Below are 25,797 nucleotides of genomic sequence, written 5' to 3'. Positions count from 1 at the left end.
ACTGAATGATCATTCATTTTCTTTATTGTAGCATGGTTTGAATGGAAATCCTATCCGATGTATAAATCCTCGCAACTATTGATCTTTTCTAAATTATCTTCCTAGTGCTACTTTTTTCAAAAGACTTTTAATCTATCTGCTGATTTTATATACTTTAACGCGTTATTGTAAAAATGATTGAAATATAGAAAACCTTGAATTGCAAGGAGGAAAAACATGGAACATCAAGAAAAGAGAGGCTTGACAATGCGTGCCCTTGACTGGATTGAAAAGGTCGGGAACAAGCTGCCGCATCCGGTTACGCTTTTCGCAATATTTGCCTTACTCGTCATCGTAGCATCTTGGATATTTTCTTCGTTGGGTGTAGAAGTTGAAGACCCTGCCAGCGGCGAAACACTCCAAGTAGTAAACCTTCTTTCAAGTGAGGGAATCAAATATATTTTTGAAAGTATGGTAGAGAACTTTGTTGGGTTCGCCCCATTAGGAACGGTTCTTGTAACTATGCTAGGTATCGGAATTGCTGAACGTTCAGGATTAATTAGTGCCATGCTCAGGGGACTAGTGACATCCGTACCTCGTTCATTCATGACAGCTGCACTCGTATTTGGAGGAATCATGTCAAGTATGGCTGCAGACGCTGGTTATGTCGTATTGACACCACTAGGAGCAGTTCTTTTCGCAGGTCTTGGACGGCATCCGCTTGCTGGTTTGGCTGCAGCCTTTGCAGGTGTATCCGCTGGTTTTAGCGCGAACTTGCTGCTAACTTCATTGGATCCGCTCTTAGGGGACTTGACTAAACAAGCAGCTGCAACGATTGACCCGGCTTATGCCGAAACAATCAAATACACAATGAACTATTACTTCATGATTGTATCTGTATTTGTACTTACGATTGTTGGTACTCTAATCACCGACAAACTGGTTGAACCAAGGCTTGGAACCTATAAAGGAGATGTTGATGAGGAAGTCAACTATCTGACTAAGCTTGAGAAAAAAGGAATGTGGGGCGCGTTAATCGCCTTTATCATTACACTTGGACTATTGTCACTGTTAATTCTCCCTTCCTGGGGACCGTTACGTAATCCAGATGATTTCTTGAACTCTCCATTCTTCCACAGTCTGGTACCGGTTATTTTGATCATGTTCTTTGTTCCAGGTTATGTATATGGAAAGATTACGAAGGAAATCAAGGATGACAAGGATGTAGCCAACCAGATGTCTGACACAATGGCATCTATGGGAATCTATATTGTACTTGCGTTTACTGCAGGACAGTTTGTCGCTTATTTCAATCACACAAATCTTGGGAAAGTCATTGCCGTGTCTGGTGCGGAGTTTCTGGATTCGATCGGATTTACAGGCATTGGTCTTATTATCGCCTTTATTTTCGTCGCAGCTTTCATCAATCTATTTATCGGAAGCTCCTCAGCAAAATGGGCAATCATGGCGCCAGTATTCGTACCGCTTATGATGCAGCTTGGATACTCTCCGGAGTTAACCACATTAGCTTATCGAATCGCTGACTCAACGACCAATATCATTTCACCACTCATGCCATACTTCGCGATCGTTATTGCCTTTGCGCAAAAATATGATCGTAAAGTTGGTATTGGGACATTAATTTCAACTATGCTTCCGTACTCTATCGGCTTTTTCGTTGTATGGGTGATTATGTTATTGATTTGGATGCTTATTGGAGCACCAATTGGTCCAGATGCTGGCTTCTTTTATGAGCCAAATTCATAAATGCAAAAGTGAAATTGTCCGGGAATCTCCCGGACAATTTTTTATTAGTAAAACATTTGAAAATGCCTATTAATCAGTGTTTCTCCAAAATAAATGGTCCATTATGAGATTTCACACCGCCTACATATCAAAGAAATAATCAATCGTTTTAGTCAGAATCTTAGGCAGATGCTCAAAGCTATAGTTCAATTCAAGTCTCTCTGTCCATTGATGTGGATCCCTGCCTACTGGGCCGATATTAATAATCGGCATGGCCAGTGTTTCCATCACCTTGGTCGGCAACTCGAACCCATTTCCCTGAAGCGGCATTTGCTTCAGCAAGTCATCAATCGGAGATTTTGCTGAGACGGGTCCGATAAAACTAAGATCGGATAACCCTGGAAAGTACTCCACTTCTTCCAAATCCACATTATACTGTTGTTTTGCATAATCCATTGCTACTTTAGCTATCTCTTGAATCATCGGATCGTGATGAGAGGATACGGCTGGATAAAAAGGAGGACTGTAAAATAACACAATCATCGGACTGATGTCCTTACAAAGACTTGCTAAGCTTTGAACAAGTGTCGTAGAGAAGTCTCTGTCCCCTTGATCCCGCTGATAGATCAGTCGATTCTGTCTTCGAGCCACCTCTTTCTCTCCATATCGTTTAACAGCCTCTTTGTACAATTGTTCGTAAGTGAAAATTCGAATGTCAGGAGAATAAGTTGACGTCTGAGTCCCTTTTAAATAAAAGGAAGCCTGATGATGATAATGGTTGATAATCTTCGCTCGGGCACGCTGAGCTGCATTTAATAGTTTTTCATTCAGTTCATCAATGGTTTGCTTCATGTACAGGACGTTGTACATAGCAACGGCAGCCTGCGGAGTCTGCACTGAATATTCAAATTTTAAATCACGTTGCATCAAACTACTTGGAGGTGGAGTGCGCTCATCGTTCACTTGCTCGATAAAAGCCTCGTTCAGCTCCATCTCTTGCGCAAGATAACTCACCATTAGATTCGCATTTAGTCCAGAAAAGGGTTCACCTGCATGGGTCTCTTTTCCGTAACATAAAAATCCCGGGAGTGTCTTACCGATCGAACCTGTATATAAGTAATAAGCAGGGTCACCAGGATATTTACTGAACATGGGCTCCCCATTGAAAGCCGCCTTATAAGTGAGTTTGTGCTTACTTTTAATATCTGCAATTGCAGGGAGAGCGGCGAGCATTCCTTCTGAGTTTACTTCCTCATCTGGTACCGCAACGAGAAGCAAGTTTCCGTCAAATTGGCCTTCCATCGCCTTTTCAAGCAGAGATAGATGAATCGCAAGCCCCGCTTTCATATCCATTGTGCCTCTCCCAAACAGCCAGTTTCCAGTCAAAAGATCCTTCGCTGCTCCTCTTGGCAAATCATCGATATTTTTATGCAGCTCCTGAGTAAGTTCCTTTGGATAAAAAGCCAAGTTTTCGTAAGATCCATAGTCTTCCACTCCTACAACATCTGCGTGTGCGATTAAAACGATGGTATCTTTTTTCGAATCCTTTTTCACTAATGCAGTCAATAGCTGCCGCCCATCCTCAAGAGGATAGAGATTCAAGTGTTCAGGGTGTTTTTTATAATAATTGCAGTCTTCTAAAATATAATATAAGTATTCCATGATCGCTATTTCGGCGTTACTGCCAGTGATACTAGGGTATTCTACTAGAGAACATAATAAGTCAGTCAGTTGATCTTTCGTCTGCCATTGACCCATGAGCCACACTCCTTATTGACTTTTTCTGTATTATCTAACACAATCAAACTCAAGTCCATATGGATTAAGAGGTGAATATTTTGGGAAAAACTTTGATCTACGCACACAGAGGCGCTAGCAAACTGGCACCTGAAAATACAATGAACGCATTTGAACTAGCTGCGGCAGCAGGAGCCGATGGCATTGAAACCGATGTTCAACTCACCAAAGATCAAATCCCCGTGCTTATTCATGATGAAAACCTTAGAAGAACTACGAATGGAACAGGGTTTGTACAAGATTATACATACTCAGAACTGCGTCTTCTTGATGCCGGCAGCTGGTTTAACCCTAAGTTTTCTGATTCTTCCATTGTATCATTGGACGAATTTCTACTCTGGTTTAGAGATCAGCCTATGTTTTTAAATGCGGAACTTAAGACAAACGTCATCGAGTATAAAGATATTGAAGCTATCGTATACGAATCTTTAAAAAGTAGGGGCGTTCTTGATCGAACGGTTATTTCGAGCTTTAATTCAAATAGCATTACTAGGTTAAAAGAAATTAATCCTTCCATTAAGACTGCATTTCTCACATCAACAAAAATAAGAAACCTTCCTGTTTATGCAAAATCCATCGGTGCAGACGCTCTTCATGTCAAACATCGCCTTCTTGATAAAAAGCTCGTTAAAAAGTGCCGAAAAGAAAGACTGGATTTACGTATTTACACCGTTAATCGGCTATCCATGATGAAGAAGTGTTTCAAGCTCGAAATCGATGGACTGATTACCGATGTACCTCATCAAGCAATGGAATTTAGGTCTTTATCATAAATTAACATAGCAAAGGATAATCTCTTATGTTTTGGCTCCTTTTCATTCTATCCATTTTTTGGGTCATCATCCTTCTAGATTTTATTAGAGGCTTTCGTAGTATTGAATCCATCGATGATATAACTCCAGACCATTCTAGGGAGCTTGTATCCGTAATCCTAGCCGCAAAAGATGAAAAAGCTTCGATTCAACAAACAATAGAGTCCTTACTCCACCAAAAACAGATACAATTCGAAATCATCGCTGTTAATGATCGATCTTCAGACAGCACAGGAGCGATTCTTCAAAAGCTTGCAGACAAATACAATCAATTAACTCTCATTCATATTGAAAACTTACCAGAGGGATGGCTCGGAAAGACCTACGCCCTTTCTCAAGGAGTCAAAATCTCCTCTGGAAACTACCTCCTTTTTACTGATGCTGATATTCATTTTTCACCTTGCATAATTTCTAAGGCCATCTCCTATATGAAAGCAGAGAAAGCGGATCACCTTACCGCTGCACCGAATCTTAAAGCGCACTCAATCTCTTTAAAAGGGTTGATCTCCTTTTTCCTGTTTGGATTCGGGTACCTTAAAAGACCCTGGACAGCAAACAATAAGAAGAATAAAGGTGGAATGGGGATCGGAGCTTTCCAATTAATGACCAAAGAATGTTACCAAAGTGTGGGTGGTCACGATCGTATACGGTTACGTCCTGATGACGACCTTGCCCTGGGGATAAGGATAAAGAAAAAAGGATATAGCCAGCGGCTTGTAACAGCTCTTAAGAGCCTGGCCGTAGAATGGTATCCCAGTTTATCTAGTGCTCTCAGGGGTTTCGAAAAAAATGCTTTTGCTGGATTAAATTATTCAATTCTGATGGCATTGCTCGCCATGTCAGGGGTCATCATTTCACAAGTCCTTCCCTTTTTACTTCTTTTCAGTTCTGTTCCAAAAGTTCAAATGATTAGCGCAGCGAACATCATTTTGTTATTTTATTTATATGCTTTAACCACAAAACACCTTACTACTTACTCAAGATGGATAATTGTTGGATTGCCCTTTTTCGCTTTGTTATTTGTCTATATGTTAGGAAGGGCCCTTATCCTAACTTGGGTTCGCGGAGGGATCATGTGGAGAGGTAGTCGCTACTCTCTAAAAGAGCTGAAGCAGAACTTTAAAGACACCGAGGAGGACTAAACTTGAAACATAAACTCTTTTCACCTTATACAATGAAAAACATTACATTAAAAAACCGCATTGTCATGTCACCTATGTGCATGTACTCCTCACATGAACAGGACGGCCATATTCAACCTTTTCATATTGCTCATTATGAAAGCCGTGCTGTTGGACAGGTGGGTCTTGTTATGACAGAAGCCACTTCTGTACTTCCCGAGGGGCGTATTTCCCATGAAGACCTTGGTATATGGGAGGATTCTCACGTGGAGGGTCTACTAAAAGTAACAGAAGCTATTCATCGCCACGAGGCAAAAGCGGCCATTCAATTAGCCCATGCTGGACGTAAAGCAAATTTGCGTGATGAAATATTTGCCCCAAGTGCACTTGCCTTTAATAAAGTATCGAAGGTTCCAACGGAAATGTCCAAAAGTGATATTTCTCGAACTGTCACTGCATTTAAACATGCAGCTGAAAGATCTAAACAAGCGGGATTCGATATCATCGAATTACATGCAGCTCATGGCTATCTTATCAATCAATTCCTATCACCATTGACTAACAAGCGGAGCGATGACTATGGAGGTTCAAGAGAAAACCGTTATCGCTTCTTAAAAGAAACAATTGAAGCAGTACATGAAGTATGGGAGGGCCCTTTGTTAGTACGTATCTCAGGAGCAGAATACAACGATGGTGGGAATTCCATAGATGACTTTGTTTATTTTGCACAGGAAATGAAAGCCCAAGGTGTAGATTTGATCGATGTAAGCTCTGGTGGAGTTGTACCCGCCACAATTGAACCCTATCCTGGGTATCAAGTTAAATTCGCAGAGCAAATCAAAGAAAGAGCTAATATTGCTACAGGAGCAGTAGGACTGATCACCAACGGAAATCAAGCAGAAGAAATTCTGCAAAACAATCGGGCAGATTTAGTGTTTATTGCTCGTGCTTTATTAAGAAATCCTTATTGGCCTAAGCAAGCAGCCGATGAACTTGGCTATGAACTGGAAGGACCAAGACAATATACAAGAGCATGGTAATGGATAGGAATCCTGTGCTTTAAGATTGAACTGTCGAGCAGAACTCGGCAGTTTTTTTCTTATGAAGTGCCTTCAAAGCTGACTGATGGTATGATGGGAATATTAGGAGGTTGTTCTTAATGGAACTGTTTTTTTTAGGCACTGGATCCGGTGTCCCATCCAAAGAACGCAATGTTTCCTCCCTTGTACTTCGTATGCTGGAAGAGCGAGGAACAACATGGGTATTTGATTGCGGAGAGGGGACACAGCACCAAATATTAAATACAACAATTAGACCAAGACGAATCGAAGTCATTTTTATCACACATTTACATGGAGATCACATTTATGGATTGCCTGGCCTGCTCAGCAGCCGGTCCTTTCAAGGTGGAGAATCACCCGTGACGGTTTATGGTCCAAGAGGGTTGAAAGAATATATTGATATAAGCTTGCGGTTGAGCGGAACTCATTTACGGTATCCTCTCTATGTAGAAGAAGTAGAAGAAGGCCTCCTCTTTGAAGATGAACAGTTCATTGTAGAGGCGGTTTCATTGAAACATGGCCTTGAAAGTTATGGATATATCTTGAAGGAAAAAGATAAACTAGGCGAGCTTCAACCTGAAAAATTGAAAGCGCTTGGAATTAAGCCAGGACCCATTTATCAAAAAATTAAAAACCAATCTCAAACCCGCCTTTCCGATGGACGAATGATTCTGCGTGATGAAGTCATCGGACCTCCTAAAAAGGGACGAAAAATAGCCATTCTCGGAGACACACGCTACATATCAGCTTTGAAGGAGCCTATATATGGAGCTGATGTTCTTGTCCATGAAGGTACTTTCGCAAGTGACGAAACACAAATGGCTTATGATTACTATCACTCCACAGTAAAACAAGCGGCTAAGCTAGCGAAAGATGCTGAGGTAGAGGAATTGATTCTGACTCACATCTCCTCAAGATATCAAGGAGAAGCCATACGCCAATTGGAAGAAGAAGCTCGTGAAGTATTTGAAAACACAAGAATAGCCTATGACTTTTTTCAATACCAAATTAAGCGTAACTAATTAAGGAGGTAAAATACTGTGCATACGATCGTCCAGCAACAAAAAAAATGGTTCAAGGAAGGTCATACCAGAAGCTACGAATTTAGAAAAGAACAGCTGAGACGCATAAAGAAAATGATAACAACTTTTGAGAAACCTATCATCAATGCCCTTAAATTCGACCTGAATAAATCTGAATTTGAAGCTTATGCTGCAGAGATCGCCTTTCTTAAAACAGAAATCGATCACCATTTGAAGCATTTGAAACAATGGATGGCACCAAGAAAAGTAAAAACCCCTCTCACCCATACCGGCTCCAAAAATTATATTCAAAAAGAGCCCTATGGAACGGTGCTTGTCATTGCTCCCTGGAACTACCCTATTCAATTAGCACTCGCTCCTGTAATTGGAGCTATTGCTGCTGGAAATACTGTAATAATCAAGCCTTCGGAACTGACACCAACAGTTTCATGGGTTCTCAAGAAAATGGTTGAGCAGTATTTTTCGCCTCACTATATAGCTGTAATAGAAGGAGATAAAGAGGTGACACAGGAATTGCTGGATCAGCCTCTCGATTACGTATTCTTTACTGGTAGTGTCCCAGTCGGAAAAATCATTATGGAAAAAGCGAGTAAACAATTGATTCCTGTTACCTTAGAGTTAGGCGGTAAGAGTCCTGCGATTGTCCATAAGGATGCCAATATAGATCTAGCGGCTAAACGAATCGTTTGGGGAAAATATACAAACGCCGGCCAGACATGTATTGCGCCTGACTATTTATTTGTACACCACGAGATTAAAGCTTCATTGATTAAAAAAATGAAAGAATATATTCATCAATTTTATGGAGATTCTCCATTGGAGAACTCAGATTATGTTAAAATCGTAAACCGTCAACATTTCGATCGCGTTTCTGCTTACTTGGAAGATGGAACCGTCGTAGCCGGTGGAGGGCTGGATGAGAATAAACTGATGATCGAACCGACCATCCTTGATCAAGTGTCGTGGTCAGATCCTGTCATGAAAGATGAGATTTTTGGTCCTATTCTCCCCCTCCTCACCTATGACAACTTACACGAGGTCATCGGACAAGTAAACCAGCGTCCTAAGCCGCTTGCCCTGTATTACTTTGGGGAAAACGAACAAGATCAAAAAGAAATAACACAATCGATTCCATATGGAGGAGGCTGCATAAATGACACCCTCTATCATATCATCAACCCTCACCTGCCATTCGGAGGTGTTGGAGAAAGTGGAATAGGAAGTTACCATGGAGAATCAAGTTTTTATACATTTACCCATGAAAAAAGTATTACCAAGCAAACGACAAAATTCGATCATAGCTTTCGTTATCCAGGCTCTTCCTTTGGACTTGCCATCATAAAAAAAATTATTGGATGAAGAACAAAAGCACCAGTGTGGATTGGGAGCGCAGAAGAGAAGCAGTAGCGTGGATCGTTTTTTATCAATAAAGGCTCAGCCTCACACATCAGAGAGTGATCCAGGCAAGTCACTTACTAGATCATAAAATAAGTCCCTATCACGCTTCCATGATAGGGACTTATTTAATCCTGTTGTTTTTTCAAGGCCTCTTGCAAGGACACTTGTTTCAGTTTTCGCTTCGATAAATAGAGAGAGAGCCAATAAGTCAGGATAATGACACCAAACCCTGTAAGCACCATCCACCAGGAAATGTCCGTAGGCAATAAAAACCCTGTCTGTTCAACTAAGCCGTTCATGGTCTGCTCGAGTGCTAGACCGCCGAGTGGAATGGATAGAAAATAGGAAATTAAAACTACTGGAGTGTAAACACTCAAAACTAGTCTTGAAACCTCATTATCTTGATACCCCATCACTTTGAATAAGGAAATAGAGGGAGAGTTCTCTTCTACTATTAAATTGGTCAGCAGTGTAAGTACTATGACACCGATCACGATAGCAAAGACGGACATACCGATAACGGAGTACCTAGTAGCCCCTGAAGTCGACTCAAAGCTTTCGATCACTTTCTGCTTATCTTCAATCATGAACACTTCTTCACTGTTTTTAGGTTCTTTGTCCTGCCACACGGCTGTATAGCTTCCTTGAGGAAATCCTAAAAATTCGTTCACCTTTTCTTTAGGCAAATATAAACTGCTTCCAATGAAAACATCAGCAACACCAACAACCTCTGTCTCCATTTCTATTTCATTGAGTGAGTTCATTAAAATTAAACGGTCTCCTGACTCTACATTTAATACAGCTGCCAGTGGTTGAGAGATGATAGCCCCATCAGTCAATTGACTATTTAGACGCGTCCCCTCTTGATTAGAAAGCTGAAGCTGGTCGGTCTCTGGGACGATCCCATAAAGTTTTATTTTCTCTTCTTTGTCCTCTGAAGCGACCGTTACTTCATTCATTGTAAAAGGGCTTCCCTCCCCACTAGGTTGATCTGTCTGCAGCGTGTTAAAGTGAACAGCGTATTCATACGTTTGAACCTCTTTGTATGTTGTTTCTACCAAACGTTCCATAGAGTTAAAGGTGATTAACCCAAATAATAATAGTACAGTCGAGAACATTACACCAAGGAAAATGTATAAACTCCTCGCCTTGCTTCTTACCATGAGGCGCAATCTGAATCTTCGGTTAAACCCTCCCTTATTAAACCATGGGATTCTCTCTATCCACGACTTCTTACCGGTCGCCATTTCTTTAGGTCGAAGTAATGCTAACGGGTCCGTTTTCAGTGCACGTGAGATAACAAAAGCGGTTAAGGTTAGAATAAGAGTGATAGGAATTAAGAAACCGATCACAAGTACCCAAGGATCAAAATCGAACATGGATATCTGAGGCAAGTTAAAATAATTCGCATATAGGTTGGAAAGAGGAATGGATAATCCTCCCCCAGCAAGTATGCCGAGTATAGTTCCTGTCAAGCCCGTCACCCAAGCATATCCTAAATAATGGCGCATCAATTCACGCTTACGATATCCAAGTGCCATCAGCGTACCGATTTCTTTTCGTTGCATATCCATACGCCTCTTCAATAGCAAAAGTACCATTACTACAGAAAGGGCAAGGATGAATAAAGGAAGCGTAGTAATCATTGTTTTAGCGCCTTCAATTTCGCTCTCGACAAATTGAATCCTTGCATTATCCTCTCGACTGATGAACTGAAGAAGAGAAGTTTGTTTATTTACGGCCTTTCGAATCCCTTCAGGTACTTCCTCGTCAGAACTGATCCCAAGAACTTGAGATTGCTGGGAACCTTCCATTTCACTTAGCGTTTCTTTTGTAGACACTCCTATGCCAAATTTCTCTGCATCGCTAAGGATATCTGTCTGCCTCTCAATCATATAGATGTAGTCAGGAAGATACACAAACCCTGAAACCTTCACGTCCACTTCTTTTAGCTTAATCCGATCGCCGATCTCATAGCCATTCTTCTCAGCAAAAACTTTGGACAAAGCTATCTCACCTGGCTGATTAGGCATCGTTCCAGAAGAAATATAGGGAAGGTTCACTTGATCGGTTGCTTCAAACAAACGAAGCGTAGTATCCTCATTAATGTTAACATCCTGATAGCTTCGCTTCTCAAGGGTAACGGAATACTCCTTTTCCCATGTTTTTAATTGTAATTCAGACACATTCTCTCCCGTAACAAAATGAAAGGTCTCCTGATGATACTCTTTTGAAAAATGTTCGTTACGTTCTTCCAGCGTACTAATTGCCACTGATAAAGAAACATAAAGCATGACAGCTAATATTAAAAGAATGATAACTCCCGTATATTGAAATTTCTTATCCTTCATTGTTCTTGATATGGATTTTCTGAGGATCATGCCCACTTCACCTGCTCTGGTTCGATCGGAGATACATTATCATAAGTCTCCACAATTTCTCCACTGCTCATTTTAATGACAGTATGAGCCATTTCTCCGATACCCTGATTGTGGGTAATAATTAAAACTGTTGTTCCATATGTTTCATTAACAAACTTGAGAAGTCGCAGGATTTTCTTTCCAGTATTTTCATCAAGGGCTCCCGTCGGTTCGTCACATAATAAAAATTTAGGATTTTTAATTAGTGCTCTTGCAATCGCAACCCTTTGCTGCTCTCCACCACTGAGCTGGTATGGAAACTTATCTTTCTTGTCATACATTCCTACTTTTTCCAATGTATCTTTCATATCAAGCGGATTTTTGCTCAATTCACGTCCAACCTCTATATTCTCTTCAACAGTCAAAGTTGGAATTAAATTATACTGCTGAAAAATAAACCCTGCATAATTTCTTCTGAACTCAGTAAGATCAGAGTCTTTCATAGAGGACAAATCCTGACTTGCTACTTTGATCGTACCTGATTCAAACCGGTCGATCCCTCCAATTACATTCAGTAATGTTGATTTACCTGAACCAGACGGTCCTAATATGGTGACAATTTTATGGTCATAAACCTTTAGGGATGCGTTTCTAAGTGCATGAATTGTTACCTCTCCACTTGCATAAGTTTTGTTCACATCATTAACGATGATAGTCAATTCAACCATCTCCATTTGTAAGTTGTGAAATAAATTAAGTAATATATTTCATTTTAAGTTTACACTACGCCTTTATTTTCTTCAATCATTTTTTGAAATATATATATGTATTTATTTCATTTTATATATCTTAGTCAAAAATAAAAACCCGGGATATTCCGGGTTAAAGGGTTAAAAAGAAGGAAGGTTATCCAAGTTATTCGTTGGATCTCCATCCGGTACACTTCGCAAATGGAGTTCACCATCCTTGCCGTTGATTAACTGAACATGCTCCAATTGACCACTTTGAGCCATTTCGTGGGCTTTGTGATAGTCGACCACTTGACCAGAAGACAACTTCATCTCTTTAATGCTTCCTTGTCCGTTTTTTCGAACTGCAATAATACGGTCTGGCATAAGATCCCCTCCTCACCTTTAGTATGAGAAGAAATGAAAAAAGTATAAGTCTATTCGTTAGATGTAAAAGAAATAAGGTCTGTTCTAGTGTCAATATAGAAATTTCCCAATGGATCCACTTGCGCAACCATGATATTTGATAAATTCTCAATTCCGTTTTTTCGAAGTGTCCGAGTCAACCACCTTTTATCCTTCCCGATCACTTTTAAACTAAAATCAAGAATATTCCCCTCAATGACTACAATTTGTGGGTGTTCCCTGGCAGCCTTCCCTTTTAACGAATTTCGGAATGAGTAATGGCTGAGGTCCGTTTTTTTCAATACACTTAAACTCCCATCAGTTTCAAGAATGGCGCTCTCTACCTCACTTAAGTGAAATACATCTTTCTTTCTCAACTGGGAAATAAGTTCATCTACATTGTAGCGTACTTTTCTCAATTCCTTTTCGAGGATTCGTCCATTGGTCATAACTATAATTGGTTCACTATTAAAGATATTTCGTAACCGAAAGTGCTTCGCAGGACTCACCTTCATCTGAAAGACAACAAAGACGATATATAAAATGACAACTAGCAAAATTAGTCTATAGACAAGTTCATAGTTCATGGTCCTGCCCCTTTTCACCGAAATTTTAATCCACAGTAGTATGTGTCAAAAAAAGAAAAACATTCCACTGTTTTGGTCGTAATAAGACCTTAAGTAAAAGGGATAGTTATTCAATCATTCATCAACTAAGTTCGGCATGTCTAATGCCAACAACTTTAAACAGTCCTCTTCCTTAGGGATCTGACAAGCAATACAAAAGACATGGAGTGTAACGCGTTTATTAATCCAATCGTTTCTTATGATCTCGAGGGAATAAGCGCTAAAGCTCACACCAAAAAGGTTCCTATACACTTCTACTCTACCAGTAAAAAAAAGGCGGCCAAGGCCGCCTTTAAAATTACATATCGTGAGAAGATTTTTGTTTGTCTCGTGAATGATTTGCTTGCTTTACTTTATGCGAACCAGCCATTGGGTCCCCGTATTCTTGTTGAGGTCCTTTAGGCAAATTTGGGGTTTTCTGCTGTTTTGGTCCCATTCGTCTTGCAGACATGGAATCTCTCCTCTATATAAGTTTTACCTGCGTTTTCTCGCTTCTTCTGGTCCTTCCATGGCAGTAGCACCATGGTGACTTAAGCTTTGGTCCCGGTCAGATTGAACCTTTCCTGATCTTTTTAGCTTCTTCTCTTGACGATCTTTACCCATAAAAAACTGCCTCCCTTCTTCTTTAGTATGAGAAAAAGAGAAGCAGCTATTCTTTTTTATAATCGTCTAGGAAATCTTTTTGAAAACTGGTGGTCACGTTCCCTTCAGAGGGAACGGAAATTGCTTTAAAGGGGTTTTTCCCATACTTATCAGTTAAGTCGTCAATTGCTTTATAAAGCTTTTCTTTGTCAGCGTGTTCTTTATAATTAAATAAATCAAGCTGCTGGGTCACTTGCGATTGTTCGGCAAGGTCTGAAGCTGTGACCCCTAAAAGTCTTACAGGATCCAGGCTCCAATGCTGGTCGAATAATTGAATGGCAGCATTGAACAAATCGTCTGATGTGTGAATGAACTCTTTTAATTGACGGCTTCTAGTTACGGTTTTCCGGTCGTGATAGCGAATCATTAATTGAACATTTTTTGCTACTACTTTTTTATTTTTCATTCGAGCTTCCACTTTATTTGAGAGCCTGCGTAAAACCGCTCGTACTTCTGTGTCTTCAGTAGTGTCTTGCGGAAGTGTTGTTGAAGTACCAATGCTTTTAAATTCATGCACAGCATCGGGATCAACAGGTCTTTGGTCCATTCCATTTGCTCGATTCTGCAGTCGCTCTCCGTTAATGCCCAGCAGTTGCTTTAGTTCAAGAACGGGGTGATTCGCTAAATCCCCAATGGTTTGTATATTAATTTTTTTAAGCTTGTCAGCTGTTTTTGAACCAACTCCATACATTTCCTCAATCGGCAGAGGCCAGAGTTTCTTCTCAATATCCCTTAATCTAAGGATGGTTATGCCCATTGGCTTTTTCATATCTGATGCCATTTTTGCTAAAAATTTATTTGGAGCAATGCCAATACTGCAAGGAAGGTCAAGTTCTTCATAGATACGTCTTTGAATCCGCTCCGCAATATCCGGGGGAGAACCTTGTTCCTCACACTGTGTAATATCCATGTAACCCTCATCAATAGAGACAGGCTGTACAATTGAGGTCACATCTGATAAGATCTTAAACATTTCCTTAGATGCGGTTCGATACCTTTCAAAATTAGGCCTCATGACAATAAGATCTGGACAAAGTCTTTTTGCTTCTCCGACGGGCATCGTTGTTTTTACACCGTATTTTCTTGCTTCGTAACTGCTTGTGACTACAATTCCTCTTCTTTCTTCAGGATTTCCTGCAATAGCAAGCGGTTTACCTTTTAGAGAGGGATCAAATGCCATTTCGACAGAAGCATAAAAACTATTCATATCAACGTGAAAAATGACCCGACCATTTTTCGGATACCATTTTGACACAGCAATCCTTCCTTTTCTCCGAACTCTTGTTCTTCTATTATACCATAATTTTTAGTATTTCTGTTTGAACAGAGCTGTAGATCCATATAAAAACGCCTCCGTTTTCGGAGGCGTTTTTGATTATTCGGCTACTTCTTTTATAATGGCGGTCACAAGTTCAGCTACTTTTTCAAGCTCTGCAATTGGCATACGCTCATTAGTTGTATGAATTTCCTCATAGCCTACAGCCAAATTGACGGTCGGAATACCATAACCTGCAATAATATTCGCATCACTTCCGCCTCCACTCGTCAACAATTCACTTTCACGTCCTATTTTGGCAGCGGCAGATCTGGCAACTTCAACTACTTCGTCCCCAGCTTTTTGTTTAAACCCTGGATACATCACTTCCACATCAAGTTCTACTTCGCCACCCATATCTTCTGCTGTCTCAAGAAAAGCTTTTTTCATCTTTTCCACTTGCTCTTCCATTTTCTCTGGGACAAGAGAGCGAGCTTCAGCTAGTATTTCTACATGGTCACATACGATATTTGTTTTCTGACCACCTTCAAACCTTCCTATGTTAGCCGTTGTTTCATCATCGATACGGCCAAGAGGCATCTTTGCAATTGCTTTAGATGCCAGGGTAATTGCAGAGATTCCCTTTTCCGGCGCAACGCCTGCATGTGCAGTCTTTCCTTTGACGACGGCATTCAGTTTCGCCTGAGTAGGAGCTGCTACGATAATATTTCCTACTTGCCCATCACTATCAAGTGCATACCCAAATTTCGCCTTTAGAAGCGAGCTGTCGAGAGCCTTGGCTCCGACTAATCCGCTCTCTTCTCCAACCGTAATAATGAACTGTAAATCACCGTGTTCAACATTATTTTCCTTTAGAGAACGGATAGCTTCAAGAATCGCAGCTACTCCCGCTTTATCATCAGCACCGAGAATCGAAGTACCGTCTGTTACGACAAAACCGTCTTCCACACTTGGTTTAACGCCATTGCCTGGCACAACCGTGTCCATGTGGGAGGTAAAATAAATCGTATCTGCATCTTCTTTTGTACCTTTTAAATTACAGATTAAATTATTTGCCCCGTGCCCTGTGATGGACTTCGCTTTATCCTCCAGTACTTCAAGGCCCAGGCTTTCAAACTTCTCTTTTAATACCACTGCAATTTTTTCTTCTTGAGTGGTTTCAGAGTCTACCTGAACCAATTCTAAAAATTCTTCTAATAAACGCTCTTTATTAATCGATACCATTCGTGATCCTCCTTCATATGTAAACCCATTCCTCTTAGTACGTTAGCGGAATGAATCTGAGGTGTCAATTAGAGAGGAATATTCCCATGCTTTTTATACGGCCTGTCTTCTTGTTTGTTTTTCAGCATATCTAATGCTTTAATTAACGTCGACCTTGTCTCCCTTGGATCAATGACATCGTCAACCATTCCTAATCCCGCTGCTACGTAAGGATTAGCAAATCGTTCTCTGTATTCATTAATCTTATGTTGACGCGTTTCTTCAGGATTATCACTCTCTTTAATCTCTTTTGCAAAAATGATGTTGGCTGCCCCTTCTGGTCCCATAACCGCTATTTCAGCGTTAGGCCAGGCATAGACAAGGTCTGCTCCAATAGATTTACTATTTAGAGCAACGTAGGCTCCTCCATAAGCTTTCCTAGTAATGACAGTAAGTTTTGGTACAGTCGCCTCAGAATATGCATACAGGATCTTCGCTCCATGGCGGATAATACCTCCATGCTCTTGTTTGATCCCAGGGAAGAAGCCTGTAACATCTTCAAACGTAATTAATGGAATGTTGAAGGAGTCACAGAATCGAATGAATCTAGAGGCTTTGTCACTAGAATCTATATCCAACCCTCCTGCCATATATTTCGGCTGGTTGCATACGAGGCCGATTGTTCTACCTTTTAATCTCCCAAATCCAACAACAATGTTTTTTGCAAAATCTTTATGAATTTCAAAGAACGAATCCTGATCAACTACCTCATCAATGATCACCCTTACATCATAAGGGCGAAGAGGATCAAAAGGAATTTTATCTGTGATATCCGGTCTATAATCATCCTCTTCTTCCACTTCAACTTCGGGGGTTGGATCCATGTTGCTTTGCGGAAGATAACTTACGAGGTCTTTTACGGCATCTAACGCAGACGCCTCATCTTCTGTCTTCAAATGGGCATTTCCACTTAACGTATTATGTACGTGTGCACCGCCAAGGTCCTCAGCAGAAATCTGCTCCCCAGTTACTGTCTCAATCACCTTTGGACCTGTGATAAACATTTGAGAGGTTTTCTCCACCATGATGACAAAATCCGTAATGGCAGGAGAGTAGACCGCTCCCCCTGCACATGGTCCCATAATGACTGAAATCTGAGGAATAACCCCTGAATATATGGAATTCCGATAAAAGACTTGCCCATAACCATCCAGCGAGGAAACACCTTCTTGGATTCTCGCACCGCCTGAATCATTCAATCCTATAAAAGGCGTTCTATTTTTGACTGCCAAATCCATAACAGCGGCAATTTTTTTTGCATGCATTTCCCCTAACGCTCCACCATAAACAGTAAAGTCCTGGGCAAATAAATAGACATCTCTTCCGTTAATTTTACCGAATCCTGTTACGACTCCTTCGCCTGGTGCTTGTTTGCCATCCATCCCAAAGGCATCGTGACGATGTTCGATGAATGGATTGAGCTCAATAAAGCTGTCCTCATCCACTAAATAATCGATGCGTTCACGGGCGGTCCATTTTCCTTTTTCATGCTGTTTATCGATTCGTTCGTCCCCGCCTCCAAGTTCTACTTGACGACGTTTATCATAGAGTTCATTAATTTTATCAAAAATGTCCATATGTGATTACTCCTTTCCCTCTGGCTGACACATTTCAAACAATACTCCATTGGCAGCCTTTGGATGTAAGAAGGCAATTTGACTGTTATGAGCGCCTGCCTTAGGCTCTTCATGGATCAATTTGATCCCTTGTTGTTTATATTGCTCTAATCGGTGATGAATATCATCAACTTCTAATGCAATGTGATGAATTCCTTCTCCTCTTTTACTTAGGAACGATTGAATTGGAGAAGCTTCACTAAGAGGTTCTAATAATTCAAGCTTCGTTTCACCGATCTTCAAAAAAGCCACACGCACTTGTTCAGATTCCACAACCTCGACAGCTTCAAGCGATAAACCCAAGCTATGCTGGTAAAAGGGCAGGGTTTGATCGATATTTTCAACTGCGATGCCAATGTGAGCAATCTTTCGAGGGGCAGCAATGGTTTCTTTATGGATCAACTGTTTGATGTAGACAGCGATCGCATCAGTAGGAGAACCACTTGTGAAAATTTTGGCAACCCCTTGATCCTCAAGATAAGGGATGTCTTCTGCAGGAATAACCCCTCCTCCGATTACAGGAATATCTCCTGCGCCTTGTTCATCCAAAGCTGCAACTACTTTTGGGAATAAGGATTTATGTGCACCAGATAAAGAGGAAAGGCCGACAACATCTACGTCTTCTTGTATGGCAGCCCTTGCAATTTGAATAGCCGATTGACGTAAGCCAGTATAAATGACTTCCATCCCGTGGTCTCTCAATGCCTGGGCGATGATTAACGCTCCTCTGTCGTGTCCGTCTAATCCTGGTTTAGCTATGAGTACTCGTATTGGTTTCATCACTTTTTCATCCTTTCTTACATTCCGGTATATTCGCCAAATTCATCGCGTAATACATTCGCGATTTCCCCGACGGTTGCATACACCTTCACAGCATCAACAATGTAAGGCATAACGTTTTCTGAACCACTTGCTGTTTGTTTTAATCGAAGTAATGACTGGTCAACTTTATTTTGATCTCTTGCCGCTCTTACATTATTTGTTTGTTCGATCTGTGATTTTTCCAATTCTTCATCGACACGCAATAGATCTTCATTGATTTCTTCTTCGAGCTGATATTCATTTAAGCCAACGATGATATCCTCTTTTGATTCAATTCGTTTTTGGGCGTCATAGGCTGCTTTGTGGATTTCTCTTTGCATATATCCATCTTCCACAGCCTGGACCGCTCCACCGAGCTCTTTAATTCGTTCAATATATTGATTGGCTTCTTTCTCAATTTGATCGGTTAAAGATTCCACATAGTAAGACCCTGCTAACGGATCGATTGTGTCAGCAACTCCGCTTTCGTTCGCGATGATCTGCTGAGTACGTAGGGCAATTCTTGCTGAATCCTCTGTTGGTAGCGCAAGTGCTTCATCCCTTGAATTGGTGTGAAGACTTTGGGTACCTCCCATAACTGCAGCGAGCGCTTGCAAAGTCACTCGTACAATATTATTATCCGGTTGCTGAGCGGTTAAGGTACTTCCTCCGGTTTGGGTGTGGAAACGTAATTTCCAGCTTTTCGGATTCTCAGCCTGATAATGATCCTTCATGATCTTCGCCCACATCCTTCTGGCAGCTCTGAACTTAGCCGCTTCTTCGAAGAATTGGTTGTGAGCATTAAAGAAGAAAGCTAATCGTGGTGCAAATTGGTCCACTTCAAGACCAGCTTCAAGGGCGGCATCGACATAGGCCATTCCATTGGCAATTGTAAACGCCACTTCCTGCACTGCAGTAGAACCGGCTTCTCTTATGTGATAACCAGAGATACTAATTGTATTAAATTTTGGTAAGTTCTCTTGGCAATAAGCAAAAATATCTGTAATTAGCCGCATCGAAGGTTTTGGTGGATAGATGTAAGTCCCCCTGGCAATATACTCTTTCAGAATATCGTTCTGAATCGTACCAGTGAGTTTCTCCGGTGCAACCCCTTGCTTTTCACCTACTGCAATATACATCGCAAGCAAGATAGATGCAGGCGCATTTATGGTCATGGACGTACTGACCTGATCTAAGGGAATATGATCAAAAAGCTGCTCCATATCTTTTAAAGAATCAATGGCAACACCGACTTTTCCAACTTCTCCTTCAGCCATCGGATCATCTGAATCGTAACCAATCTGTGTCGGTAGATCAAAAGCAACCGACAGGCCCGTTTGCCCTTGTTTCAATAAATAGCGGAAACGTTTATTGGTTTCTTCAGCGGATCCAAATCCCGCATATTGACGCATTGTCCAATACCGGCTCCGATACATGGTCGGCTGAATCCCTCTTGTATATGGAAACTGGCCTGGAAACCCAATTTCCTCTATGTAATTCTCATCGGTTTGATTCGGAGTATAAAGACGTTCTATGAAAAGCTCTGAGCTTGTAGTAAAAGTTTCTTTTCGTTCCGGGAAACGGCGTGTCGCCTTTTCAACGTCCTTTTCCCAATTTTTTCTTATTTCGTCATAGTTTGATGAATGGGTCATGTGTATAATGCCTCCTTCAGTATGGTCCCCCTTCTAGCATACCAGAAATAAAGCGCTTACCTGTTGTAAAATTAGTAGAATTCACAATTATATTGTAATTGATTTTGTGCCCTTGTCCAAATGAAGTTTTTCCGATAGAATGTGAATAGGATTGACTGAGAAGGAGGTTTCTGACCTTGGCCGCAAATAAACAGCAAAAACAACCATTGAAGAAGAAGAGATCTAAACGTGAGCGCCGCATGAAAGTGGTCATTTATTTAATGATCATTTCTATGGTCCTTTCCACACTCCTAGCTGGAGCAAGTTTCTTCTTATAAAAATAGTTTTAACTTAATGGAAAAAGCCGAGAGATTTTAGTCTCTCGGCTTTTTTATGTGGCAGGAGAAAAGACATCTTCCAACTTTTCTTTCTCCCACTGCTCATATAATTCGTCTATCGTTTGATTACTGCTCACAATTAGAACATCTGAGCCTGATGGAACAAGGTCAAAAAGCTTTTCCACATCATGATTCTTTAATCTGATGCATCCGGCCGAGACTGACTTGCCAATCGAATTCGGTTGATTTGTTCCATGTATGCCGTAGATCCTTCCATCTGTTCCTCTTGCATCAAATCCGATCCAGCGCGAGCCAAGAGGATTTTCTGGATCTCCTCCAGGGATGTTTTTCTTTCTGTAGTAAGGATCCTTGGCTTTCACTTTAATACGGAATTGCCCCTCAGGCGTTAGTTCTCTTGTTTTTCCTACAGCTGCTTGAGCATGAAAAACCATTTTTCCTCTTTTCATTAGGACAACTTCGTGAGTTGTCTTATTCACAAGAATGACAGGTTCACCAGTGACATGAGGGGTCACAAAAGAGCCGACTATTAAAAAGAGAAGCGTAAGGATCTTCATATGGAAAACTCCTTTTAGTGCAAGTTTCCCCTGTCAAAGTAAGCCTATACATCGCTTTTCTTGAAAGATCGTTTAATGATCAGGTACTGCTCGATCTCATTCAAAAGATGAAAGAGACTTGCTCTCACCTCAAACTCTTCCCGAGATTGAGGAAGTCTTGTTTGACGAAATTCTTCTTTTAATACTTTCAGCTTCTTTAAGTAAATAACAGCCGTATTCCCAGGATGGACAGCTCCTGCCAAATCATCAAAAAAGCTTGCTATTGAGTGTCTCTGTTCATAATCTGCAGTAATTCTGCTGACAAGGGGGAGCATACGCTCGAGCAGTTCGAATTGTTTCGTCCTCATATGAAAGTAATGATAATACCTGTTATGAGTGCTGAGAAGGTGGTTTTCTACATCTCTAAAGGATAACGATTTAGCTTTTTCAAGTAAGTCCGCAGTGTAAGTCAACTCCTGCCCCGTCCACGTATCGTTCCCTTCTCTCAGGAACTTAGCAAGCTCTTGTAAGATTATTGAAAAATTGTGCTCAACCTCCTGCTGGTACTCTCCGAGCTTGTTTTCTAAACTTGGCATATATAAGTTCAGGAGCAGTGCTGTACCAATACCCACAATGATAAGAAGAATCTCGTTCCATATCGTATCCCATTCGATGTTACCTGAACCATACAGGTGTAAAATAATAACAGAACTCGTAACGATCCCAGGCGTAATTTTTAACCATACGGTAACCGGAATAAATGCAAATAACATTAATCCAATAGATAATGGGTTATAACCAATTAATTCGAAGAATATAAAAGAAAAAACCATGGCTACTAAGCAGGCAGAAAAACGGTGCCAGGCCGATAGGAAAGAGCGTTTTCTAGTGATTTGTATACATAGGATTGTAAGGATACCTGCGGAAGCAAAGTTATCCAACTGAAGCATTTGGGCAATCCAAATGGCAAATGGCGTACCTATTGCTGTTTTTATTGTTCGATATCCAATTTTCACGGCCTAATCACCTCAATATTCCTTTATTTATGATATTTAACGTAAAAAGGGACCTTTGCCTTAACAAAGATCCCCTGTATCTCTAAGTACTAGACTTCTTCGCAATACTCTTCAAAACTGCGTTGAAGCTTCCCGATAACTTCCATTGGTTCAAAACCTTCAATGTCATGGCGTTCAACCATTGTTTTGATTTTCCCATCTTTTAAAAGAGCAAAGGATGGAGAAGAAGGTGGATAACCTTCAAAGTATTCTCTGGCACGGTTAGTAGCCTCACGGTCTTGACCAGCGAATACCGTAACTAAGTGGTCCGGGCGCTTATCGTAATGAATTGCATGAGCAGCTGCCGGGCGGGCAATTCCACCTGCACAACCGCAAACGGAGTTGATCATAACAAGAGTCGTACCTTCTTTGTTTAAAGCTTCATCAACTTCTTCTGGCGTAGTTAGTTCTGTATATCCCGCTTTGGAGATTTCATCGCGTGCTTGTGTGACAACATCATTCATGAAAATATTAAAATCCATCTGCATGGCTCCTTTACTTGATGTACTAATGAACATTTTACCAAGTTCTACAAAGGCTTTCAAACGTAAACTTCGTTCTTCGTAAGTATTAAATTGCTAATATTCAACTATATAGCAGTATTCTGGAACGTTCAAATTCAAGATATTTTGGTTTGTATTGTAATAGTGTAGGGATGGCTGGAAAATAACTCGCTTTCCTGTGGGGAACTGCCGAGCCTCCTCTTTCGCTGCGCTCTCTGTGGGGTCTCGCCTAAGTCCTTCTCCCAAGGGAGTCTCGTCATTTCCCAGCCATCCCAGCTGTCATTAATCTCACAAACTCACCTAGTTTCAGTAATTAGAGTGAAGCTAATTGAAGTTCTATAATGAAAGCATCTTGAAGTCCATTAAAATCCTATTCTGACAGGATACTTTCAAACTGAATCTCCAGATTAAATGGACAGTTTCTACTTTTGCATATGTTTCCGTTCCGCCAAAAATAGCAAGGTGAGAGGGGAAATGGTGAGACTCCTGCGGGAATGGAATGGCTGGCAAGACCCCACAGAGAGCATAGCGAACGAGGAGGCTTGCCGTCATCCCCGCGGAAAGCGAGCCATTTCGCCGAACACCTTTCCTGGAACTAGAAAACGGAAACAATCTCACCAAAGTTTCAAAGTCATCTTGAAACTGAGTCTTTAGGATAAGGAGGCTTAATTGGAATAGGGAATAGTTTTATAAAAAGAACTGCTTCCCACGGTTGTGAGAAGCAGTAGTACTATTATTAGTAAATAGAAGTATTTTCTTCAGACATTTTTTCAAGAATTTCTTTAACACGGGCTAGGAAATTACCAGCGACCAGGCCATCAAGTACACGATGGTCAAGCGAAAGACACAAGTTGACCATATCTCGCGCTCCGAACATTCCATTTTGGAACACAGGTTTTTTCACGATCGACTCCACTTGCAAAATAGCTGCTTGTGGATGATTAATTACCCCCATTGATTGGACAGAACCAAATGAACCGGTGTTGTTTACCGTGAAGGTACCACCTTCCATATCCTGAGATGTTAGTTTGCCTTGACGGGCTTTATTGGCAAGCTCGGTGATATCTTTGGCAATTCCTTTAATACTTTTCTCATCTGCATCACGGATTACTGGAACAAATAATTGATCTTCCTTAGCTACTGCAATGTTTAAGTTAATTGCTTTCTTCTGGATTATTTTATCCCCTGCCCACATGCTGTTTAACTGAGGGTATTCTTTCAACGCTTGTGCAACAGCTTTGACGAAGAATGCAAAATAAGTCAGGCTATAACCTTCTTGCTGTTTAAATTTGTTTTTCTTTGCATTACGCAGCTCTACAAGATTCGTGACATCGACTTCAACCATCATCCACGCATGAGGAATCTCCGTCTTCGATTTCACCATATTTGCTGCAATTGCTTTACGCACACCAGTTACAGGGATCTCAATATCCCCTTCACCTGCTTGTACATTAGCTGAAGGTGCAGCTGTTTTCTCAGCTGCCGGTGCTGGCGTCTCTTGCTGTTTCGGTTTTGGTGCTGGAGCTTGATCCGCGGTAGGAATTTCTCCGCTTTCGATGATCTTCTCAATGTCTTTACGGGTGATACGGCCACCGCGCCCAGTACCTTCTACTTGATTCAAATCGATATCATGTTCCTGAGCAAGAGTCATAACTGCAGGTGAATAGCGTTTCTTGTTTCCTTTATCCAGCTTCGGTTTACTCTCTTTTTCAGTTTTGGCTGGTTCTTTCTTCTCAGTTGTTTCTTCAGGAGGCTCATGTTTAGGTGTCGGTGCTTCTGGCTTGGAATCTGAACCTGCTCCTTCAACCTCTATATGACACATTAAATCGCCAACTTCAATAGTATCGCCTTCTTGTGCTACCAGCTCTTTGATGACTCCAGTAAAGGAAGATGGGACTTCTGCATTTACTTTGTCGGTCATGACTTCAGCAATTGGATCATATTTATTTACTTTATCACCCGGCTGGACGAGCCATGTGCTAATTGTTCCTTCAGTGACACTCTCACCAAGCTGGGGCATATTGATTTTTTCTAAACCCACTGGAACTCCTCCTTCAGTTAAAATTCAGCGAGATCGCGCATCGCTTTTTCCACTTTATCTGGATTCATCATAAAGTATTTTTCCATTGTTGGAGCATAAGGCATGGATGGCACATCAGGGCCTGCCAAACGCTGAACGGGAGCATCTAAATCAAACAAGCAGTTTTCACTGATTATCGCAGAGACTTCAGAAATGATCCCGCCTTCTTTGTTATCTTCCGTTACCAGAAGAACCTTACCTGTTTTTGAAGCCGCTTCAATGATGCCTTCTTTATCAAGTGGATAGACCGTTCTCAGATCTAGAATGTGTGCATCGATTCCTTCTTCAGCAAGCTTCTCTGCCGCTTGAAGAGCAAAGTGAACACATAATCCATAAGTAATGACCGTAATATCAGATCCTTCACGTTTTACATCTGCCTTTCCAAGAGGCAGTGTGTAATCTTCTTCAGGCACTTCACCTTTTATCAATCGATAAGCGCGTTTGTGTTCAAAGAACAGAACGGGGTCGTTATCTCGAATAGATGCTTTCAAAAGCCCCTTTACATCATATGGGGTAGAGGGCATGACAATTTTCAGGCCTGGCTGGTTTGCAAAAACAGCTTCTACGGATTGAGAATGATACAAAGCTCCATGCACTCCTCCGCCATAAGGAGCACGGATAGTAATAGGAGCATTCCAATCGTTGTTAGATCGATAACGGATTTTTGCAGCCTCTGAAATAATTTGGTTTACAGCTGGCATAATGAAGTCTGCAAACTGCATTTCAGCAACCGGACGCATTCCGTACATAGCTGCGCCTATTCCCACACCTGCAATCGCGGATTCTGCAAGAGGTGTATCTAGCACACGATCTTCACCGAATTCATCATAAAGGCCGTCTGTTGCACGGAAAACGCCTCCGCGTTTCCCAACGTCTTCTCCTAAAACAAAAACTTTATCATCGCGTTGCATTTCTTCCCTCAACGCCTGCGTTACAGCTTGAATATAAGATATTACTGCCAT

The 25,797-nt window shown here is 41.1% G+C and carries 24 protein-coding genes; 7 read left to right on the top strand and 17 right to left on the bottom strand.

The window, feature by feature from the left end; all coding sequences use genetic code 11:
* Positions 1-216 precede the first annotated feature (216 nt).
* Positions 217-1,746 carry an AbgT family transporter gene (locus HM131_RS09960; RefSeq protein ID WP_085029615.1) on the top strand — a complete coding sequence of 510 codons (1,530 nt, stop codon included), beginning with the start codon at positions 217-219 and terminating at the stop codon, positions 1,744-1,746.
* A 120-nt stretch (positions 1,747-1,866) separates the two neighbouring features.
* On the opposite strand, the gene HM131_RS09955 is transcribed toward HM131_RS09960, so the two are convergent.
* The gene (locus HM131_RS09955; protein WP_085029614.1) at positions 1,867-3,483 is read right to left on the bottom strand and encodes a M20/M25/M40 family metallo-hydrolase; all 1,617 of its coding nucleotides are present in this window, start codon (positions 3,481-3,483) and stop codon (positions 1,867-1,869) included.
* 80 nt (positions 3,484-3,563) lie between these two features.
* On the opposite strand from HM131_RS09955, the gene HM131_RS09950 reads away from it, so the two are divergent.
* The 5 genes from HM131_RS09950 to HM131_RS09930 all read left to right on the top strand — a co-directional run bounded on the left by HM131_RS09950 (position 3,564) and on the right by HM131_RS09930 (position 8,918).
* Positions 3,564-4,295 (top strand): glycerophosphodiester phosphodiesterase, encoded by a 732-nt coding sequence (locus HM131_RS09950; protein WP_157130795.1) that lies wholly within the window; start codon positions 3,564-3,566, stop codon positions 4,293-4,295.
* A gap of 26 nt (positions 4,296-4,321) precedes the next feature.
* Positions 4,322-5,476, top strand: a complete 1,155-nt coding sequence (locus tag HM131_RS09945) for a glycosyltransferase family 2 protein (protein WP_085029613.1) — start codon at positions 4,322-4,324, stop codon at positions 5,474-5,476.
* Between the two features lie 2 nt (positions 5,477-5,478).
* Positions 5,479-6,495 (top strand): NADPH dehydrogenase NamA, encoded by a 1,017-nt coding sequence (gene namA, locus HM131_RS09940; protein ID WP_085029612.1) that lies wholly within the window; start codon positions 5,479-5,481, stop codon positions 6,493-6,495.
* Positions 6,496-6,614: 119 nt separating this feature from the next.
* Positions 6,615-7,538 (top strand): ribonuclease Z, encoded by a 924-nt coding sequence (gene rnz / locus HM131_RS09935; protein WP_085029611.1) that lies wholly within the window; start codon positions 6,615-6,617, stop codon positions 7,536-7,538.
* A gap of 18 nt (positions 7,539-7,556) precedes the next feature.
* Positions 7,557-8,918: an aldehyde dehydrogenase gene (locus HM131_RS09930; protein ID WP_085029610.1), complete on the top strand. Its 1,362-nt coding sequence runs from the start codon at positions 7,557-7,559 to the stop codon at positions 8,916-8,918.
* Positions 8,919-9,082: 164 nt separating this feature from the next.
* On the opposite strand, the gene HM131_RS09925 is transcribed toward HM131_RS09930, so the two are convergent.
* The 11 genes from HM131_RS09925 to HM131_RS09875 form a co-directional block, all read right to left on the bottom strand.
* Positions 9,083-11,338: an ABC transporter permease gene (locus HM131_RS09925; protein ID WP_085029609.1), complete on the bottom strand. Its 2,256-nt coding sequence runs from the start codon at positions 11,336-11,338 to the stop codon at positions 9,083-9,085.
* A complete protein-coding gene (locus HM131_RS09920) occupies positions 11,335-12,036 on the bottom strand; it encodes an ABC transporter ATP-binding protein (protein WP_085029608.1) in 702 nt (233 codons plus the stop codon). The genes HM131_RS09925 and HM131_RS09920 overlap by 4 nt, the downstream gene beginning before the upstream one ends.
* 171 nt (positions 12,037-12,207) lie before the next feature.
* A complete protein-coding gene (locus HM131_RS09915) occupies positions 12,208-12,432 on the bottom strand; it encodes a DUF3892 domain-containing protein (protein WP_085029607.1) in 225 nt (74 codons plus the stop codon).
* Positions 12,433-12,482: 50 nt separating this feature from the next.
* Positions 12,483-13,037, bottom strand: a complete 555-nt coding sequence (locus HM131_RS09910; RefSeq protein WP_085029606.1) for a DUF421 domain-containing protein — start codon at positions 13,035-13,037, stop codon at positions 12,483-12,485.
* Between the two features lie 337 nt (positions 13,038-13,374).
* Positions 13,375-13,527, bottom strand: coding sequence for a small acid-soluble spore protein P (locus tag HM131_RS09905; protein WP_085029605.1), 153 nt, complete (start codon positions 13,525-13,527; stop codon positions 13,375-13,377).
* A gap of 23 nt (positions 13,528-13,550) precedes the next feature.
* The gene (locus HM131_RS09900; protein ID WP_085029604.1) at positions 13,551-13,679 is read right to left on the bottom strand and encodes a YpzI family protein; all 129 of its coding nucleotides are present in this window, start codon (positions 13,677-13,679) and stop codon (positions 13,551-13,553) included.
* Between the two features lie 46 nt (positions 13,680-13,725).
* The gene (locus HM131_RS09895) at positions 13,726-14,973 is read right to left on the bottom strand and encodes a DNA polymerase IV (RefSeq protein ID WP_085029603.1); all 1,248 of its coding nucleotides are present in this window, start codon (positions 14,971-14,973) and stop codon (positions 13,726-13,728) included.
* A gap of 120 nt (positions 14,974-15,093) precedes the next feature.
* Entirely contained in the window at positions 15,094-16,218 is a 1,125-nt protein-coding gene (locus HM131_RS09890; RefSeq protein WP_085029602.1) for a M20/M25/M40 family metallo-hydrolase, read from the bottom strand.
* Positions 16,219-16,286: 68 nt separating this feature from the next.
* Positions 16,287-17,834: an acyl-CoA carboxylase subunit beta gene (locus HM131_RS09885; RefSeq protein ID WP_085029601.1), complete on the bottom strand. Its 1,548-nt coding sequence runs from the start codon at positions 17,832-17,834 to the stop codon at positions 16,287-16,289.
* Positions 17,835-17,840: 6 nt separating this feature from the next.
* A complete protein-coding gene (gene mce / locus HM131_RS09880; RefSeq protein WP_085029600.1) occupies positions 17,841-18,653 on the bottom strand; it encodes a methylmalonyl-CoA epimerase in 813 nt (270 codons plus the stop codon).
* Positions 18,654-18,670: 17 nt separating this feature from the next.
* Positions 18,671-20,326: an acyl-CoA mutase large subunit family protein gene (locus HM131_RS09875; protein WP_085029599.1), complete on the bottom strand. Its 1,656-nt coding sequence runs from the start codon at positions 20,324-20,326 to the stop codon at positions 18,671-18,673.
* A 176-nt stretch (positions 20,327-20,502) separates the two neighbouring features.
* Between HM131_RS09875 and prli42 the strand changes: the two genes are divergently transcribed.
* A complete protein-coding gene (gene prli42 / locus HM131_RS20650; protein ID WP_157130794.1) occupies positions 20,503-20,643 on the top strand; it encodes a stressosome-associated protein Prli42 in 141 nt (46 codons plus the stop codon).
* Between the two features lie 53 nt (positions 20,644-20,696).
* On the opposite strand, the gene HM131_RS09870 is transcribed toward prli42, so the two are convergent.
* From HM131_RS09870 to HM131_RS09845, 5 genes are all read right to left on the bottom strand, one after another.
* Positions 20,697-21,218: a L,D-transpeptidase gene (locus tag HM131_RS09870; RefSeq protein WP_085029598.1), complete on the bottom strand. Its 522-nt coding sequence runs from the start codon at positions 21,216-21,218 to the stop codon at positions 20,697-20,699.
* A gap of 44 nt (positions 21,219-21,262) precedes the next feature.
* Positions 21,263-22,213, bottom strand: coding sequence for an aromatic acid exporter family protein (locus HM131_RS09865; RefSeq protein WP_085029597.1), 951 nt, complete (start codon positions 22,211-22,213; stop codon positions 21,263-21,265).
* 89 nt (positions 22,214-22,302) lie between these two features.
* Positions 22,303-22,740 (bottom strand): BrxA/BrxB family bacilliredoxin, encoded by a 438-nt coding sequence (locus HM131_RS09860; protein ID WP_085031918.1) that lies wholly within the window; start codon positions 22,738-22,740, stop codon positions 22,303-22,305.
* A 751-nt stretch (positions 22,741-23,491) separates the two neighbouring features.
* A complete protein-coding gene (locus HM131_RS09850) occupies positions 23,492-24,796 on the bottom strand; it encodes a dihydrolipoamide acetyltransferase family protein (RefSeq protein WP_085029595.1) in 1,305 nt (434 codons plus the stop codon).
* A 17-nt stretch (positions 24,797-24,813) separates the two neighbouring features.
* Positions 24,814-25,797 carry an alpha-ketoacid dehydrogenase subunit beta gene (locus HM131_RS09845; protein WP_085029594.1) on the bottom strand — a complete coding sequence of 328 codons (984 nt, stop codon included), beginning with the start codon at positions 25,795-25,797 and terminating at the stop codon, positions 24,814-24,816.

Source organism: Halobacillus mangrovi (assembly GCF_002097535.1).
GTDB lineage: Bacteria > Bacillota > Bacilli > Bacillales > Halobacillaceae > Halobacillus > Halobacillus mangrovi_A.
This window is presented reverse-complemented; position numbering and strand designations above follow the sequence as displayed.